Genomic DNA, 14,416 nt, shown 5'->3' with positions numbered 1-14,416 from the left:
AATGGAATCCGCAGAGCCGCGGTTGGACCGGGAGTAGAAAGTTGAGTCACCTGCACTCAGGTCAGTTTGACACCACGTCGAGCGAGTACAAGACTTGAGCGCAGTTCACTCAACACCGCTCTCGAGAAGGAGATCGCATGTCCCGCTCAGTAGGTATCGACCTCGGCACCACGAACTCTGTCGTGACCGTCCTTGAAGGTGGCGAGCCCACCGTCATCGCCAACGCCGAGGGTGCCCGCACCACTCCCTCCGTCGTCGGCTTCTCCAAGTCCGGCGAGGTCCTCGTCGGCGAGGTGGCCCGCCGCCAGGCAGTCTCCAACCCGGACCGCACCATCGCCTCGGTCAAGCGCCACATGGGCACCGACTGGTCCACCGAGATCGACGGCAAGAAGTACACCGCCCAGGAGATCTCCGCCCGCACCCTGATGAAGCTCAAGCACGACGCCGAGTCCTACCTGGGCGAGGACGTCACCGAGGCTGTCATCACCGTGCCGGCATACTTCAACGACGCCGAGCGCCAGGCCACCAAGGAAGCCGGCGAGATCGCTGGCCTGAAGGTCTCCCGGATCGTCAACGAGCCCACCGCCGCGGCGCTGGCCTACGGCCTGGACAAGGGCAAGGAGGACGAGCTCATCCTGGTCTTCGACCTGGGCGGCGGCACCTTCGACGTCTCCCTGCTCGAGGTCGGCAAGGATGAGGACGACTTCTCCACCATCCAGGTCCGCTCCACCTCCGGTGACAACCGCCTCGGCGGCGACGACTGGGATCAGCGGATCATGGACTGGCTGGTCGCACAGGTGAAGTCCAAGGAGGGCGTGGACCTCTCCAAGGACAAGATCGCCGTGCCGCGCCTGAAGGAAGAGGCCGAGCGCGCCAAGAAGGAGCTCTCCTCGACCTCCAGCGCCAACATCAACATCCCCTACGCCACCCAGAACGACGGCGTCCCGGTCCACGTGAACGAGACCCTGTCCCGGGCGAAGTTCGAGGACATGACCTCGGATCTGCTGGACCGCACCAAGAAGCCGTTCAACGACGTCATCAAGGAAGCCGGGGTCAAGATCGCTGAGATCGACCACGTGATCCTCGTCGGCGGCTCCACCCGGATGCCCGCCGTGGCCGAGCTGGTCAAGCAGCTCGCCGGCAAGGACGCCAATAAGGGCGTGAACCCGGACGAGGTCGTCGCCGTCGGCGCAGCTCTGCAGGCCGGTGTGCTCGCCGGTGAGCGCAAGGACGTGCTGCTCATCGACGTCACCCCGCTGTCCCTGGGCATCGAGACCAAGGGCGGTGTGATGACCAAGCTGATCGAGCGCAACACGGCCATCCCGTCCAAGCGCTCCGAGGTCTTCTCCACCGCTGAGGACAACCAGCCCTCGGTGGCGGTCCAGGTCTTCCAGGGCGAGCGCGAGTTCACCCGGGACAACAAGGCGCTGGGCACCTTCGAGCTGACCGGCATCGCACCGGCGCCGCGCGGGGTCCCCCAGGTCGAGGTCACCTTCGACATCGACGCCAACGGCATCGTCCACGTCTCCGCCAAGGACAAGGGCACCGGGACCGAGCAGTCGATGACCATCACCGGCGGCACCTCGCTGGAGAAGGAAGACATCGAGCGCATGGTCGCCGACGCCGAGGCCCACGCCGAGGAGGACAAGGCCCGCCGCGAGGCTGCCGAGAAGCGCAACGCCGCCGAGTCCACGGCCTACTCCGTGGACAAGCTGCTCAAGGACAACGGCGACAAGCTGCCCGAGGAGGTCAAGACCGAGGTCCAGGCCGACGTCGACGAGCTCAAGAAGGCACTCGAGGGTCAGGACAACGAGTCCGAGGTCAACGCCGCCTACGAGAAGCTGCAGGCCTCCCAGGTCAAGATCGGTGAGGCGCTCTACTCGCAGGCTCCCGAGGCCTCCGCCGACGGCACCGGCGAGCCGGCGCAGAACGAGGATGAGGACATCGTCGACGCAGAGGTCGTCGATGAAGAGGACGAAGCCGAGAAGAAGTAAGGGGGCCGCACACATGGCAGATCACAAGAACCCTGAGGTTCCCAGCGGCGAAGAGCCCGAGGATCAGGACCCGGTGCAGGATCCCTTGGCCCAGGCCGAGAAGATCCTGCAGGACCTCCCGGTGGAGGACGCCCAGGACACCGAGACCCTCGGTGCCCAGGGACAGTCCGAGAGCTACGGCGCGGCCGGGGACCCCGTCACCGAGGAGGAGCCCGAGCTCACCGAGGTCTCCGCGGAGGACGGGATCACCGGTGGCACCGAGACCGAGCCGCAGGAGCGGATCCAGGCGGCCGACGACTTCCTCCGCGGCACGGAGGAGGAGACGATCGCCGAGGCCGCCATGGCGATGGACCCCGAGGCCATCCTGGCCGAGGACAGCATCCGCGAGGATGCTCCCGCTCAGGAAGGGGTGCGCGAGGCTGAGCTGCAGGCTGACCTGCAGCGACTCCAGGCCGAGTACATCAACTACCGGCGTCGGGTGGAGCGTGACCGGGCCACCGAACGTGATCGCACCAAGGGTCAGCTGATCACCGAGCTGATGCCGGTGCTCGATGACATCTCCTCGGCCCGCCAGGCCGGAGACCTGCAGGAGGGGCCCTTCGCGCACATCGCGACCCGCCTGGAGTCGGTGCTGCAGAGCCAGGGCCTTGAAGTGGTGGGAGAGATCGGGGAAGCCTTCGATCCCAACCAGCACGAGGCCATCATGACCCAGCCCCACGAGGAGATCCCCGCCGACCACGTGGCCATCGTGCTGCGCGCCGGCTATCGCCACGGTGACCGCCTGCTCCGGGCGGCCCAGGTGATAGTCTCCTCCGGCCCCGACCAGGGCTGATCCGCAGAGCAGCAGAAAGGAGGGAGGCGCCATGGCCTCACAGGACTGGATCGATAAAGATTTCTACGCCATCCTTGGCGTCTCCCGCGATGCCTCCGAGGAGGACATCAAGAAGGCGTACCGAAAACTCGCCCGGAAGCACCACCCCGATAAGAACCCAGGGGATGATGCCGCCGAGCAGAAGTTCAAGGACGTCGCCGAGGCCCATTCGGTGCTCGCGGACAAGGAACAGCGCGAGCAGTACGACGCCGTGCGCGCCATGGGCTCGGGCGCCCGATTCTCGGGCGGCCCGGGCCCCGGCGGGGGCGGCGGATTCGAAGACCTCTTCGGCAACCTCTTCAACGGCGGCTCCGGCGGCGCACGCGGCGGCTTCGGTCGCGGCGGCAGCGGCGGACCCGACCTCTCGGACCTCTTCGGAGGAGCCGGCGGGTTCGGCGGCTCCGGCCGATTCGGCGGGGGAGCCGCCGCCAAGGGCGCGGACCGCACCGCGCGGACCACGATCTCCTTCGGCGGGGCCATGCGCGGAACCACCGTGGGGCTGCGTGAGCCCGACGGCGGGGTCATCGACGTCCGGATCCCCGCGGGGATCCGCACCGGACAGAAGGTTCGCGTGAAGGGCAAGGGCCAGCGAGGCTCCGGTGGAGCCGGAGACCTCCTGGTCGAGGTCGTCGTCTCGGGTCACCAGTTCTTCGAGCGTGAAGGCGATGACATCCGGATCCACCTTCCGGTCGCCTTCGACGAGGCGGCCCTGGGCACCACGGTGCAGGTCCCGACGGTCCACGGTGAGAAGGTCAACATCAAGATCCCCGCCGGAGTGACCTCCGGACGCGTGCTGCGGCTCAAGGGTCACGGCGTGCGCCGGAAGGAGAAGGGCAAGGAGATCGCCGGCGACATGCTGGTCACGGTCCAGGTGCAGGTTCCCAAGGACCTCTCGGCCGACGCGGTGGAAGCCGTGAAGGCCTATGCGGAGGCCACCAAGGGGCTGGATCCCCGGAAAGGCCTCGAGGCGAAGGCGGTGCTGTGATGGTGGAACCCCGGAGCAGGGAACCCCGCACGACGGGCCCGCGGGTCCTCGACGCGCGGCTCCTGGAGCCCGAACATCGGCATGCCCCGATGTTCGTGATCTCCGTGGCCGCCGAACTCACCGAGATGCACCCACAGACGCTGCGGCAGTATGACCGGATCGGTCTGGTCACCCCGCGGCGCCAGGGTGGACGGCACCGCCGCTACTCGCCGTATAACATCGAGCAGCTGCGCCAGATCCAGCAGTTCTCCCAGGAGGGAGTCTCGCTGGAAGGCATCCGCCGGATCCTGCAGCTGCAGAACCGGGTCGAGGTGCTCGAGGAGACCGTGGACGCGCTGCGCCAGGAGCTGCGGGAATCCCAGCGTCACTCCACCAAGCCGCGATTCTTCGCGGTGGGCCCGCACGGGGACGTTGTCACCGTGGACCGTGGCCGTCGAGCCCGCGCCAACACGCAGGCGCTGGTCCTCTGGGAACCGGCCCCGCGACGGCGCTGACCTGGGGCCCCTTTGCCCGCGCCCCGCGAGTCCTGCCTGTGACGGGCGCGAGGGACCGCGATACTGAGACCATGTCTGACTCCGCACGCTCCCGGCTGATCCTCCCCGGCGTGGTGTCAGCCGCAGCCCTGATGCTGCTCACCAGCTGCAGCGCCGACCCCTCCGAGACCGTGGAGGAGGCCGCCGGCGCGCTGGCCTCCGCGGTCTCCAGCGGGGACTTCTCCGCGCTGAGCTTCGAATCCGGAGATCCCGAGACCATGGCGGCCGCCGTGGAGAACCTGCATGCGCCCCTCGAAGACCTCGCCCCGGACGTCGAGGTCGGGGAGATCGTGCTCGACGAGCCGCCCGAGGACTCACCGCGCCCGGTCACCGCCACCGTGCCGCTGCAGCACAGCTGGGACCTCGAAGAGCTCGGCGTCGACGGCGAGGCCTGGACCTATGAGACCTCCGCCCAGCTGGTCTATGACGAAGAGACCGAGACCTGGGCAGTGGAGGCGGAGCCTGCGATCGTCCTGCCGGACTACACCGGTGGCGAGTCGATCGCCCTGGCCACCACCGCAGCGGACCGCGGCCGGATCATGGACGACGACGGACGGGCGATGGTCTATAACCGTGACGTCGTCCGGCTGGGGATCGACAAGTCTCAGCTCGCCCAGGACGGTGAACCCGCCGATGAGGACACGCTGCGCTCCTCCGCAGAGGCGCTCGCCGAGCTGGTCGGGATCTCTGTGGATCCCTACGTTCAGAGCGTGCTCGGCGGCGGTGAGCTGGCCTTCGTGGAGGCCATCACGCTGCGCCGCTCCGAGGACGAGGTCACCGCCGACGACGTCGACGCGATCCCGGGCGCGCTGGCCATCGACGATCAGATGTCCCTGGCCGACTCGCGCGACTTTGCCCCTCTGCTGCTGGGCCGGGTGGGACCGGTGACCGCTGAGGCGCTGGAGGCGGACCCCGGCCTGAGCGTCGGGGACACCATCGGCACCTCCGGGATCCAGGCCTCCTACGAGGAGACCCTGCGCGGGGCTCCGGGCCTGGCGATCCAGAAGGACGGGGAGACCCTGTACTCGGTGGAGGCCGCCGACGGGGGAGACGTGGAGACCACCATGGTCCCTCGGCTGCAGAACCTGGCGCAGGACATCGTCGAGGATCAGGACACCGCTGGCGCCGTCGTCGCGATCCGACCCTCCGACGGCGGGGTCCTTGCCGCCGCCAGCCACGACCCTCAGGAGGGCTTCGTGGAGATCGCCACCCAGTCCAGCTATGCGCCCGGGTCCACCTTCAAGGTGGTCTCCTCGCTGGCGATGCTGCGCGACGGGCTCACCCCAGACTCCACCGTGACCTGCTCGAACCAGACCACTGTGCACGGACAGTCCTTCGGCAACTACACCGGCTTCCCCTCCGAGTACCTCGGCGAGATTCCGTTCCGCGACGCCGTCGCCGTCTCCTGCAACACCGTCTTCGCCGACGCCTACGACGATGTGACCTCCGAGGAGGTCCACCAGGCGGCGGTGGACCTCGGGATCACCGAGGAGACCAACCTCGGGGTGCCTGCCCGGATGGGATCCGTGCCGCAGGACTCCGAGCTGAACCTGCATGCCTCCAACCTCTTCGGCCAGGGCGTGGTGGAGGCCTCCACGCTGGGCATGGCCACCGTGGCCGCCTCGATCGCGGCCGGAGGCACCGTCTCACCGCACCTGGTGGTGCCCTCGGATGAGTCAGAGTCGCAGGCCAGCGGCCTCAGCGAGGAAGAGGCTGAGGACCTGCGCACGCTGATGACCGACACCGTGAACTTCGGTTCACTGGAGTCCCTGGTGGAGGTTCCCGGCGAACCGGTCTACGCCAAGACCGGCACCGCAGAGGCCGGAGAGGGTGACGACTCCTACGCCCATACCTGGGTGATCGCCATGCAGGGAGACCTCGCAGTGGCGATCTTCCTGCAGGAGGGCGAGTTCGGCGGCTCCACCAACGGGCCGCTGCTCCAGGAGTTCCTAGAGGGGGCCTCCGCTATCCTGTAGCGGTGACTTCCCAGCCCGAGACCGCCCAGCCTGATCCCTCCGACTCCGAGACGGTCTCGCCGCCGATGCGCCGCCCGCTCTCCTTTGTGCGGCGCAGCAATCGGCTCAAGCCCAGCTACCAGCGGACCTGGGATGCAGCTCTGGGTAACGAGCTCCTGGACATACCCCACGGGCAGCGAGACACCTCCGTGGCCGAGGGTTTCCGGATCGACTGGGCCGCAGAGTTCGGCCGCACCGCACCGATCATCGTAGAGATCGGGTCCGGTTCCGGGGAGGCCGTGGCCCATGCCGCCGCCGAGAACCCTGACACCGACTTCCTGGCCATCGAGGTCTATAAGCCCGGCGCCGCCCAGCTGGTGAGCCGGATCCGCCGCGAAGGGCTGAGCAACGTCCGGGTGGCCGTGGCCAACGCTCCTGAAGTCCTGGACCGGCTCTTCGCCCCCGGCCAGCTCGCCGAGGTCTGGATCTTCTTCCCCGACCCCTGGCACAAGAAGAAGCACAACAAGCGCCGACTCGTCGACGAGGACTTCATCGCTCGCCTCGCCCGCGTCCTGCCCCCAGGCGGAGTCTGGCGCCTGGCCACCGACTGGTCCGGCTATGCCGAGCAGATGCGAGCCCTGATCGGGGCCTCCCCGCAGTTCAAGAATCCCCACGCGGGGGAGCGCGCCGGAGCGGATTCCCCGCTCACCCAGGTCCGTCTGCATGATCTGGACGCGATCTCGATGGGCAGGCAGCCGGCGCCGCTGCCGCTCGAGGAGGCCCTTGACGACGACGGCGGCTGGGCGCCCCGGTTCTCCGGCCGCACCCAGACCGACTTCGAGACCAAGGCGCTCGCCGTCGGGCGCAGGATCTTTGACCTCACCTATATCCGGGAGCCGTAGCTCGCCGCCGAAGACGAGCGCCACGCGTGCGCCGAGGGACGCACCACTGACGCTGACCACTGACTTGCACCACTGACGCACAGCCCTGACTCGCACCTGTACAGATCTTCCGGCGTCGGAGTCGGAAGAGCGACAAAGATAGAGGTACATCACCGATGTCCGAAGAAGAGCCACGCACCCGCAGCCAGCGGCTCGGTGCCGAGACCCGACGGGTCTCGCGCCAGGCCGGTCAGGCGCTGGGCCAGCTGAACCCGATGTCCCGGTCGAGCTACCCGCATGACATCCACCCCGCGCTGGTGCCCGGGATCGGCATCGATGAGCAGCGCAGGCGCTACAGCATCGACTGGCTGATCTTCGCGATCACCGGTGTGCTCACCGTGGCCTTCGTGATCTGGGGGATCACCAGCCCGGAGAACGTCGGGACCGTCTCCGGCAGGGCCTACGACTGGACCATGGAGCACGCTGGCTGGCTGTTCAACGCGCTGGCCATCGTGGTCCTGGTCTTCCTGCTGATCCTGGCCTTCACCCGCTATGGCAAGATCCCGCTGGGCAAGGACGGGGAGGAGCCGGAGTACTCCACCTTCGCCTGGATCGCGATGCTCTTCGCCGCGGGCATCGGCATCGGGGTGCTCTTCTGGGGCCCCGCCGAGCCGCTGACCTACTTCCACAATGTGCCAGCGCCGCTGGATCATGCGCCGGAGTCGGAGCAGGCGCTGCACAGCGCCATGGCCCAGACCTACTTCCACTGGGGGCTGCACGCCTGGGGCATCTATGCCCTGGTCGGCGGCGCAGTGGCCTACGCCGCGTATCGCCGCGGCCGGGTCCCGCTGATGTCAGCGATCTTCGAGAAGCTCTTCGGCAAGAAGCACTCCGAGGGCTTCGCCGGTCAGATGATCGACATGTTCGCCATCATCGCCACGCTCTTCGGCACCGCCGCGGCGCTGGGCATCGCCGTGATGCAGATCGGGCAGGGAGTGGTGATCGTCTCCGGAGCCTCGGAGCTGACCAACGCCATGATGATCGGCATCATCGCCGTGCTGAGCGCCTGCTTCGTGGTCTCCGCGGTCTCCGGGATCTCGCGCGGGATCCGCTACCTCTCGAGCCTGAACATCGTGCTCACCATCGGTGTCATCGCACTGTTCTTCTTCGCCGGACCCACGCTGTTCCTGCTGAACCTGCTGCCGTCCTCGCTGATGGAGTACTTCGGGACGATGTTCGAGATGATGGGCCGCTCCGCCTCCTGGGGTCAGGACACCCTGGACTTCCAGTCGACGTGGACGGTCTATTACTGGGCCTGGTGGATCTCCTGGTCGCCCTTCGTGGGCATCTTCATCGCCCGGGTCTCCCGCGGCCGCACCATCCGGCAGTTCATCCTGGGCGTCATCCTGGTCCCCTCCTCGCTGCTCTTCGTGGCCTATGGAGTCATGGGCGGAACCTCGATGTGGCTCTCCCGCGAGGGCCAGGGCGATGTCAGCCCGGATCTGAGTGCCCCGGAGGTGCTCTTCGCGGTGATCGATGCGCTGCCCTTCCTGCAGTGGCTGCCGATCGTCGTCGTGCTGATCCTCTCGATCTTCTTCATCACCTCAGCGGACTCCGCCTCCGTGGTGATGGGCATCCTGACCACCCGCGGGGACCAGGACCCGAACAAGATCGTCGTGGTCTTCTGGGGGCTGGTCATGGCCGGTGTGGCTACGGTGATGCTGCTGCTCGGCGATGGGATCGCGCTGGAGGGCCTGCAGTCGCTGGTGATCGTCACCGCGCTGCCCTTCGCCCTGGTGCTGATCATGATCATGATCGCCTGGTCACGTGAACTTGCCACCGACCCGCACGCGCTGCGGGAGAGGTACGCCGATCTCGCCATGAGCAACGCCGTGCTCGACGGCGTCCAGCGCTACGGCGACGACTTCGCCATCGAGGTGGTTCCCACCCACCCCGGTGAGGGCGCCGGGGCCGAGGTGGACTCCGAGCACGATGACTACACCGAGTGGTACCAGCGCACCGATGAGGACGGAACCCCGGTGGGCTATGACTTCGCCACCGGGGAATGGGCCGACGGTTGGGACCCCGAGACCGGAGAGATCGGCACCGTGGTCGCAGAGAACGGCAGCGCGACCGGTGGCGCGGAGAACGGCAGCGCGCGGCCGGGTGACAGGCCGGGCCGCGGGCCCGATCCTGAGACGGGTCAGACCACCAGTCGGTAACCGCGCTTGACCACGGTCTTGACCATCGAGGGGTCAGGCAGCGCCTGGCGCAGTCGGGAGACCCACATCTCCAGGGCGTGTTCTGAGCCGCAGTGCGGCAGCATCGCCAACAGGTGCTCCCTGGAGAGCACCGCACCCTGAGCCTTCATCAGCGCTCGCATCACCGCGAGCGGCCCCGGTGCCAGCTGGACCGGCGCGGTGTTCGGAGGCGGCAGGTGCAGGGTGTCACCGCTGACCTGGATCTCCCCGGAGCTGGTGTGCAGGCGCAGGGCAGAGTCCGCTTCCGCCGGCGGCCGTGCCGGAATCGTCATCACCGTGCCTCCCCGCTCTAGCCTGAGTCCAGACAGCTGCTGGGCTGTCTGGACTCAGGCTAGAGCGAGGGCGTTTCTCCGCTTTGTCGGCAGTGTGACGCTGATGTGTCCGGGACTTCACTGCGGCTCTCAAGCACCGCTGTGCGGTTCTTCACCGATCGGTGACCTCTCCGAAGGCGCGACGAGCGAAGATCATCAGGCCCACCAGCAGCAGCCCGGGCAGGATCCACCCGGAGACTCCCTGCAGCGTGGCCTGGCGCAGATCCACCATCTGCCCCGCCTCGGCGAACCAGAAGTGCAGGATCGCGGCCGCGGAGATCATCGACTGTGCGAAGGCCGCGGGCCAGATCGACCCGGACTGCATCCGCAGCCAGGCCAGCACGCCTCCGATGATGATCGAGAAGCCCAGCATCAGCGCCAGCGCCTGGAACACCGGAGTCTGGTCATAGAAGAACCCGGCGGCGAGCAGCGGGGCGTACCAGATCCCTGAGATCACCCCGGTCACCACGACGGCGGCGCGCGGTCCCCAGCGCAGCGCCAGCCTGGGGAAGAGGTAGCCGCGCCAGCCCATCTCGATCCCGGCGTGCAGGAACACCCCGAGCACCGAGGCGGTGAAGATCACTCCGACCTCCACCAGCACGCCGGTGGCGATGAACTCGGTGGCGTCGCGACCCAGCCGCGAACTCAGATCCTGGACGAAGAGCGGCATCGACGGGTCGAAGGGGTAGACGCCCAGAGCCCCGCCAAGCGGCAGCGCGGCGAGGCTGAAGGCGAAGAAGAGCAGCAGTCCGAGCACCGACCAGCTCAGCAGCCGGCGCACCGGACGCAGCGGCGTGATGCCCAGGGCATCGGTCACGCTCTGCGGCTTCAGCGTCCGGGCGGGCTGCGCCTGTTGCTGTACTTCCTGCAGTTCCTTCTGCTGGTCCGGCTGCTGGTCCCGGGCAGCCGCTTCGGCGCGGTGGCCATAGAGCACATTCAGCGGCTGACGGCGCTCCAGCAGGTACGCGGCCAGCGCGGCCACTGCCGGGGTGAGCATGAACAGGTTGTAGTAGAGATCCAGCGGTGCGGCGCTGCGCTCCTCGGGGCTCATCAGCACCAGGGGCAGGCCGATCAGCCAGCCCAGTGTCAGCGCCACCAGCACGAAGCTGCTGAGGACGATCAGAGGTGTGCGCGGCGTCGTCGTCGTCGAGACAGGAGAGGGAACAGTCACGCGATGACCCTACCGGCTCCGGCTCCCGGTTCGGCCTGCGGGCCCCGCGTGCCGCGCAGCCGAGCCCGGCTCAGGACCGGCGTGCGATGAAGAAGAGCCGCCGGAACGGCAGGATGGTGCCGATCCGGGTTGCCGGGTAGGCCTCGCGCAGCGCGGCCTTGTACTCCGCGGTGAACTCCTCCCGAAGATCCGCCGGCAGCGCCTGGAGCACCGGCCGGGCCGCCGCGGCGGAGATCCAGTCGAAGACCGGGTCCTCGCCGTGCAGCACGTGATGGTAGCGGGTCTCCCAGGCCTCGACCTCCCAACCGGGCAGCGAGACGTCGAGCATGTACTCGTGAAGCTCGGAGGTGGGCTGGAGCAGGGAGTCGGGGTCGAAATGAGCCGCGTAGCGGGGCGCGGCGGCGAACTCGGCGAGCAGCCGGTGGCTCGGGGCGCCGAAGTTGCCCGGGACCTGCACGGCCAGCGCACCGCCGGGGGCCACGTTCTCCATGATGCTCGGAAGCAGCTCACGGTGCTCGGGGATCCACTGCAGCGCCGCGTTGGAGACGATCAGATCCGCCTTCTCCTTCAGATGCAGGTCCCGAATGTCGGCCTGCGCGTAGGAGATGCGCTCGTCGTCGGTGGCCGCGTCGGCCCGCTGGAGCATCTCGGCAGAGGAGTCGATGCCGGTGATCCATGCCGTGGGCCACATCCCGCGCAGCACCGGCATTCCGTTGCCAGGGCCACATCCGAGGTCCACGATCCGATCCGCCTTGGGGGAGCGCACGCGCTGGAGCAGGTCGATGAAGGGCTGGGTTCGTTCGGAGGCGTAGGTCAGATACGCGCCCGGGTTCCACTGGGTGCTGGGCATGGTCTGAGTCTAAATCGAGGAATTCCGGCACCGCCCGGGGTTCGACATAATCCGACACCAGGTTCTCCCCGCAGCAAAGGTGGTGTAGGCACCCCTGCGGCGCGACGACCAAGCACCCCGCCTCGCTTTAATGCGAACGATTCGCAATTGAAGCCGAGTTAACTAAGAATGATTCGCATGAACACCAAACATCTCACGCTGCCCTCTGTTTTCATGATCTCCGCGCTCGCGCTGGTCTCCTGTGCTGATTCCGCCGCCGACGGGGACGCCTCCGAGGAGGAGCCCGCCTCCTCCGCCACCCCGACCTCCGAGAGCGGTGAGGGCGCCGACGGCGGAGGGGACCAGGCGACCTCCGACGCCGCGGCTGTGGAACCCTCAGACCGCGAGACCCATGAGGCCGGCGGTCCCAGCCCCCGTCTGGCGGTCACCTATGACGGCGGAGTCGCCGTGCTCGACGGGGCCACTCTGGAAGTGCTCAGCGAGGATGAGGCCGAGGGGTTCGTCCGGGTCAACCCTGCGGGGGATGGGCGACACTTCTTCCTCACCGAAGGTGAGAGCTTCCGGCTGATCGATGGTGGTACCTGGGGCGAGCCGCATGGGGATCACGATCACTTCTACACCACCGATCCCTACGTCAGTGACCTCACCGTGGACGGTCCCGCTCCGGGCCACGTGGTCTCCCACGAGGGCATCGGCACGCTGTTCTTCGACGGCAACGGTGAGATCCACAGCTATGAGCTCTCCGAGCTTGCAGACCTCGACCTGGGATCCGAGGAGCAGCTCGAGACCGAGGTCGCCGAGACCGGGGAAGCGCACCACGGAGTCGCGGCAGTCTTCCCCGACGGTGGGCGCTTCGAGACGCTCGGCAACGAGGACGAGCGCAACGGGGCCCGGGTGCTCGACGCCGACGGCGAAGAGGTCGCCCGCAGCGAGGAATGCCCCGGTGTGCACGGTGAAGCTGCAGGGCCCGAAGGCATGCTGGCCGTGGGATGTGAGGACGGTGTGCTGATCTTCGACGGCACCGAGTTCACCAAGATTCAGGCCGAGGAGGAGTATGCCCGGATCGGCAACCTCTTCCCGGCAGAGGACTCCCCGATCTTCCTGGGCGACTACAACACCGACTCCGAGGGTGAGGAGCCGATGACCCAGGTCTCTCTGGTGGATACCGCAAGCGGAGAGATCTCCACCGTGGACCTCGAGGCCGCGTATAACTTCCGCTCCCTGGCCCGCGGGCCTGAGGGGGAGGCACTGGTGCTTGCTGAGGACGGTCAGCTGCACGTGATCGATCCGGAGACCGGCGAGCTCACCGATCAGCTGGAGATCTTGGCGGAGTGGACCGAGCCCGAGGAGTGGCAGGAGCCGCGCCCGGCCATCCGCGTGGTCGACGACATCGCCTACATCACCGAGCCTGATGCGCAGACCCTGCACATGGTGGATCTCGGCTCCATGGAGATCATCAACTCCGCCGAGCTGGACTTCACCCCGAACGAGATCGCCGCCGTCGATGGGCGGGCAGCTGTTGGGGCGCAGGAGCACGAGGGCGAACATGAAGAGGGTGACCACGACGACGATCACTCAGACCACGATCACTGATCCCCACGCGGCTGGTCCCCACGCCGGGTGACCAGCGCTGGATGTTCAGCGCGGAGAGTGTGAACGGCGACCCGCAGGGTCGTCCACTGGAAGGGTCGGAGGCACTGCGCCTCCGGCCCTTCGGCGTGCCGCCACCGCGGTCCACCAGGCGCCCCCGATGATCATCGCGCAGCCCACCAGCTGCCAGGCGCTGGGGATGTCCGCGAAGAGCACGGCGGCCAGCGCCACGGCGAACACCGCCGAGAGCAGCATCAGCGTGCTGGAGGCGGTCTCGGAGATCGCGGTCATCGCGATGTTGAAACACAGGTAGGTGAGCACCTGCCCCACGAAGGCCAGTGCGAGCATCGGAGCCCACTCCTGGAGCCCCTGGGGCACCTCGAGCCGGCCCAGTCCGGCGGCGGTCAGCGCCGTCGTCACCCCGGCCGAGAGGCAGACCAGGCTCAGGATGGTGAACGGCGCAGACCTGTGCCGGCGCGGCGCGCGCGGCGCGGTGCGTCGGATGATCGCCAGATAGAGCGCATACCCGGTGCCGGCTGCGAGTCCGGCGAGCACGCCGGCCAGCTGCAGGTTCTCCAGGTCCAGCGCCCCGGCGGTCAGCGCGACTCCGGCGAGCATCAGCGGGATGATCAGCGCCAGCTGGCGCATCGGGCGCACGCCCTCCAGCGCCCAGGCGATCAGCGGCAGGATCACGACCTGGATGTTGATCAGCACCGTGGCGATGCCGGGTCCGATCATGGTGATCGAGGTGTTGTAGAAGCTGTAGTCCACACCGAGGGCGACGCCGGCGACCACGGCTCCGATCAGGGTGCGAGCCGGGACTCGGGCCGGCCCGGATCTGCGCAGCAGCTCCCAGGCGGCCAGCGGCAGCAGCATCGGCACCGCGAGCAGGCAGCGCCAGGCCGCCACGCTGAGCGGTTCGCCGTCGATGGCGGAGATCATCGCCGCCGAGGCGGCCAGGGCCAGGGTGCCCAGCACCATCAGGACGACGCCGCGCGCTGGAGTCATCACCGG

Annotated in this window: 12 protein-coding genes; 8 read left to right on the top strand and 4 right to left on the bottom strand. The window is 68.0% G+C overall.

Annotation, left to right across the window (positions count from 1 at the left end):
* Positions 1-137 precede the first annotated feature (137 nt).
* The 7 genes from dnaK to HNR24_RS08340 all read left to right on the top strand — a co-directional run bounded on the left by dnaK (position 138) and on the right by HNR24_RS08340 (position 9,441).
* Positions 138-1,994 carry a molecular chaperone DnaK gene (gene dnaK / locus HNR24_RS08370; protein WP_182495556.1) on the top strand — a complete coding sequence of 619 codons (1,857 nt, stop codon included), beginning with the start codon at positions 138-140 and terminating at the stop codon, positions 1,992-1,994.
* Positions 1,995-2,007: 13 nt separating this feature from the next.
* Entirely contained in the window at positions 2,008-2,826 is an 819-nt protein-coding gene (locus HNR24_RS14050; protein WP_259392429.1) for a nucleotide exchange factor GrpE, read from the top strand.
* Between the two features lie 31 nt (positions 2,827-2,857).
* A complete protein-coding gene (locus HNR24_RS08360; RefSeq protein ID WP_058888218.1) occupies positions 2,858-3,850 on the top strand; it encodes a DnaJ C-terminal domain-containing protein in 993 nt (330 codons plus the stop codon).
* Positions 3,850-4,344 (top strand): heat shock protein transcriptional repressor HspR, encoded by a 495-nt coding sequence (locus HNR24_RS08355; protein ID WP_310735411.1) that lies wholly within the window; start codon positions 3,850-3,852, stop codon positions 4,342-4,344. The genes HNR24_RS08360 and HNR24_RS08355 overlap by 1 nt, the downstream gene beginning before the upstream one ends.
* Before the next feature lie 71 nt (positions 4,345-4,415).
* Complete coding sequence (locus tag HNR24_RS08350; RefSeq protein ID WP_182495555.1) at positions 4,416-6,359, top strand: penicillin-binding transpeptidase domain-containing protein; 1,944 nt, start codon at positions 4,416-4,418, stop codon at positions 6,357-6,359.
* Between the two features lie 2 nt (positions 6,360-6,361).
* On the top strand, positions 6,362-7,240 hold the full coding sequence (gene trmB / locus HNR24_RS08345) for a tRNA (guanosine(46)-N7)-methyltransferase TrmB (protein WP_310735410.1): 879 nt from the start codon (positions 6,362-6,364) through the stop codon (positions 7,238-7,240).
* 155 nt (positions 7,241-7,395) lie between these two features.
* Positions 7,396-9,441, top strand: coding sequence for a BCCT family transporter (locus HNR24_RS08340; RefSeq protein WP_182495554.1), 2,046 nt, complete (start codon positions 7,396-7,398; stop codon positions 9,439-9,441).
* On the opposite strand, the gene HNR24_RS08335 is transcribed toward HNR24_RS08340, so the two are convergent.
* The 3 genes from HNR24_RS08335 to HNR24_RS08325 all read right to left on the bottom strand — a co-directional run bounded on the left by HNR24_RS08335 (position 9,423) and on the right by HNR24_RS08325 (position 11,812).
* On the bottom strand, positions 9,423-9,752 hold the full coding sequence (locus HNR24_RS08335) for a winged helix-turn-helix domain-containing protein (RefSeq protein ID WP_058888222.1): 330 nt from the start codon (positions 9,750-9,752) through the stop codon (positions 9,423-9,425). The two genes, HNR24_RS08340 and HNR24_RS08335, sit on opposite strands and share 19 nt — an antisense overlap.
* A gap of 151 nt (positions 9,753-9,903) precedes the next feature.
* Positions 9,904-10,962, bottom strand: coding sequence for a CPBP family intramembrane glutamic endopeptidase (locus HNR24_RS14280; protein ID WP_182495553.1), 1,059 nt, complete (start codon positions 10,960-10,962; stop codon positions 9,904-9,906).
* A gap of 70 nt (positions 10,963-11,032) precedes the next feature.
* Positions 11,033-11,812, bottom strand: coding sequence for a methyltransferase domain-containing protein (locus tag HNR24_RS08325; protein ID WP_058888224.1), 780 nt, complete (start codon positions 11,810-11,812; stop codon positions 11,033-11,035).
* A gap of 177 nt (positions 11,813-11,989) precedes the next feature.
* Here HNR24_RS08325 and HNR24_RS08320 point away from each other — a divergent pair, with 177 nt between their 5' ends.
* Entirely contained in the window at positions 11,990-13,405 is a 1,416-nt protein-coding gene (locus HNR24_RS08320; RefSeq protein ID WP_220477183.1) for a hypothetical protein, read from the top strand.
* Between the two features lie 45 nt (positions 13,406-13,450).
* On the opposite strand, the gene HNR24_RS08315 is transcribed toward HNR24_RS08320, so the two are convergent.
* Positions 13,451-14,410 (bottom strand): DMT family transporter, encoded by a 960-nt coding sequence (locus HNR24_RS08315; protein ID WP_058888226.1) that lies wholly within the window; start codon positions 14,408-14,410, stop codon positions 13,451-13,453.
* Between the last annotated feature and the right edge of the window lie 6 nt (positions 14,411-14,416).

Origin of the sequence: Nesterenkonia sandarakina, from assembly GCF_014138825.1 — a bacterium.
Lineage (GTDB): Bacteria > Actinomycetota > Actinomycetes > Actinomycetales > Micrococcaceae > Nesterenkonia > Nesterenkonia sandarakina.
This window is presented reverse-complemented; position numbering and strand designations above follow the sequence as displayed.

Excerpts from the sequence above, each read along its gene's own strand:
- HNR24_RS08350 (WP_182495555.1), top strand. The coding sequence starts at position 4,416 with ATGTCTGACTCCGCACGCTCCCGGCTGATCCTCCCCGGCGTGGTGTCA.
- dnaK (WP_182495556.1), top strand. The coding sequence starts at position 138 with ATGTCCCGCTCAGTAGGTATCGACCTCGGCACCACGAACTCTGTCGTG.
- HNR24_RS08315 (WP_058888226.1), bottom strand. The coding sequence starts at position 14,410 with ATGACTCCAGCGCGCGGCGTCGTCCTGATGGTGCTGGGCACCCTGGCC.
- HNR24_RS08355 (WP_310735411.1), top strand. The coding sequence starts at position 3,850 with ATGGTGGAACCCCGGAGCAGGGAACCCCGCACGACGGGCCCGCGGGTC.
- HNR24_RS08335 (WP_058888222.1), bottom strand. The coding sequence starts at position 9,752 with ATGACGATTCCGGCACGGCCGCCGGCGGAAGCGGACTCTGCCCTGCGC.
- HNR24_RS08340 (WP_182495554.1), top strand. The coding sequence starts at position 7,396 with ATGTCCGAAGAAGAGCCACGCACCCGCAGCCAGCGGCTCGGTGCCGAG.
- HNR24_RS08360 (WP_058888218.1), top strand. The coding sequence starts at position 2,858 with ATGGCCTCACAGGACTGGATCGATAAAGATTTCTACGCCATCCTTGGC.
- HNR24_RS08325 (WP_058888224.1), bottom strand. The coding sequence starts at position 11,812 with ATGCCCAGCACCCAGTGGAACCCGGGCGCGTATCTGACCTACGCCTCC.
- HNR24_RS14050 (WP_259392429.1), top strand. The coding sequence starts at position 2,008 with ATGGCAGATCACAAGAACCCTGAGGTTCCCAGCGGCGAAGAGCCCGAG.
- HNR24_RS08320 (WP_220477183.1), top strand. The coding sequence starts at position 11,990 with ATGAACACCAAACATCTCACGCTGCCCTCTGTTTTCATGATCTCCGCG.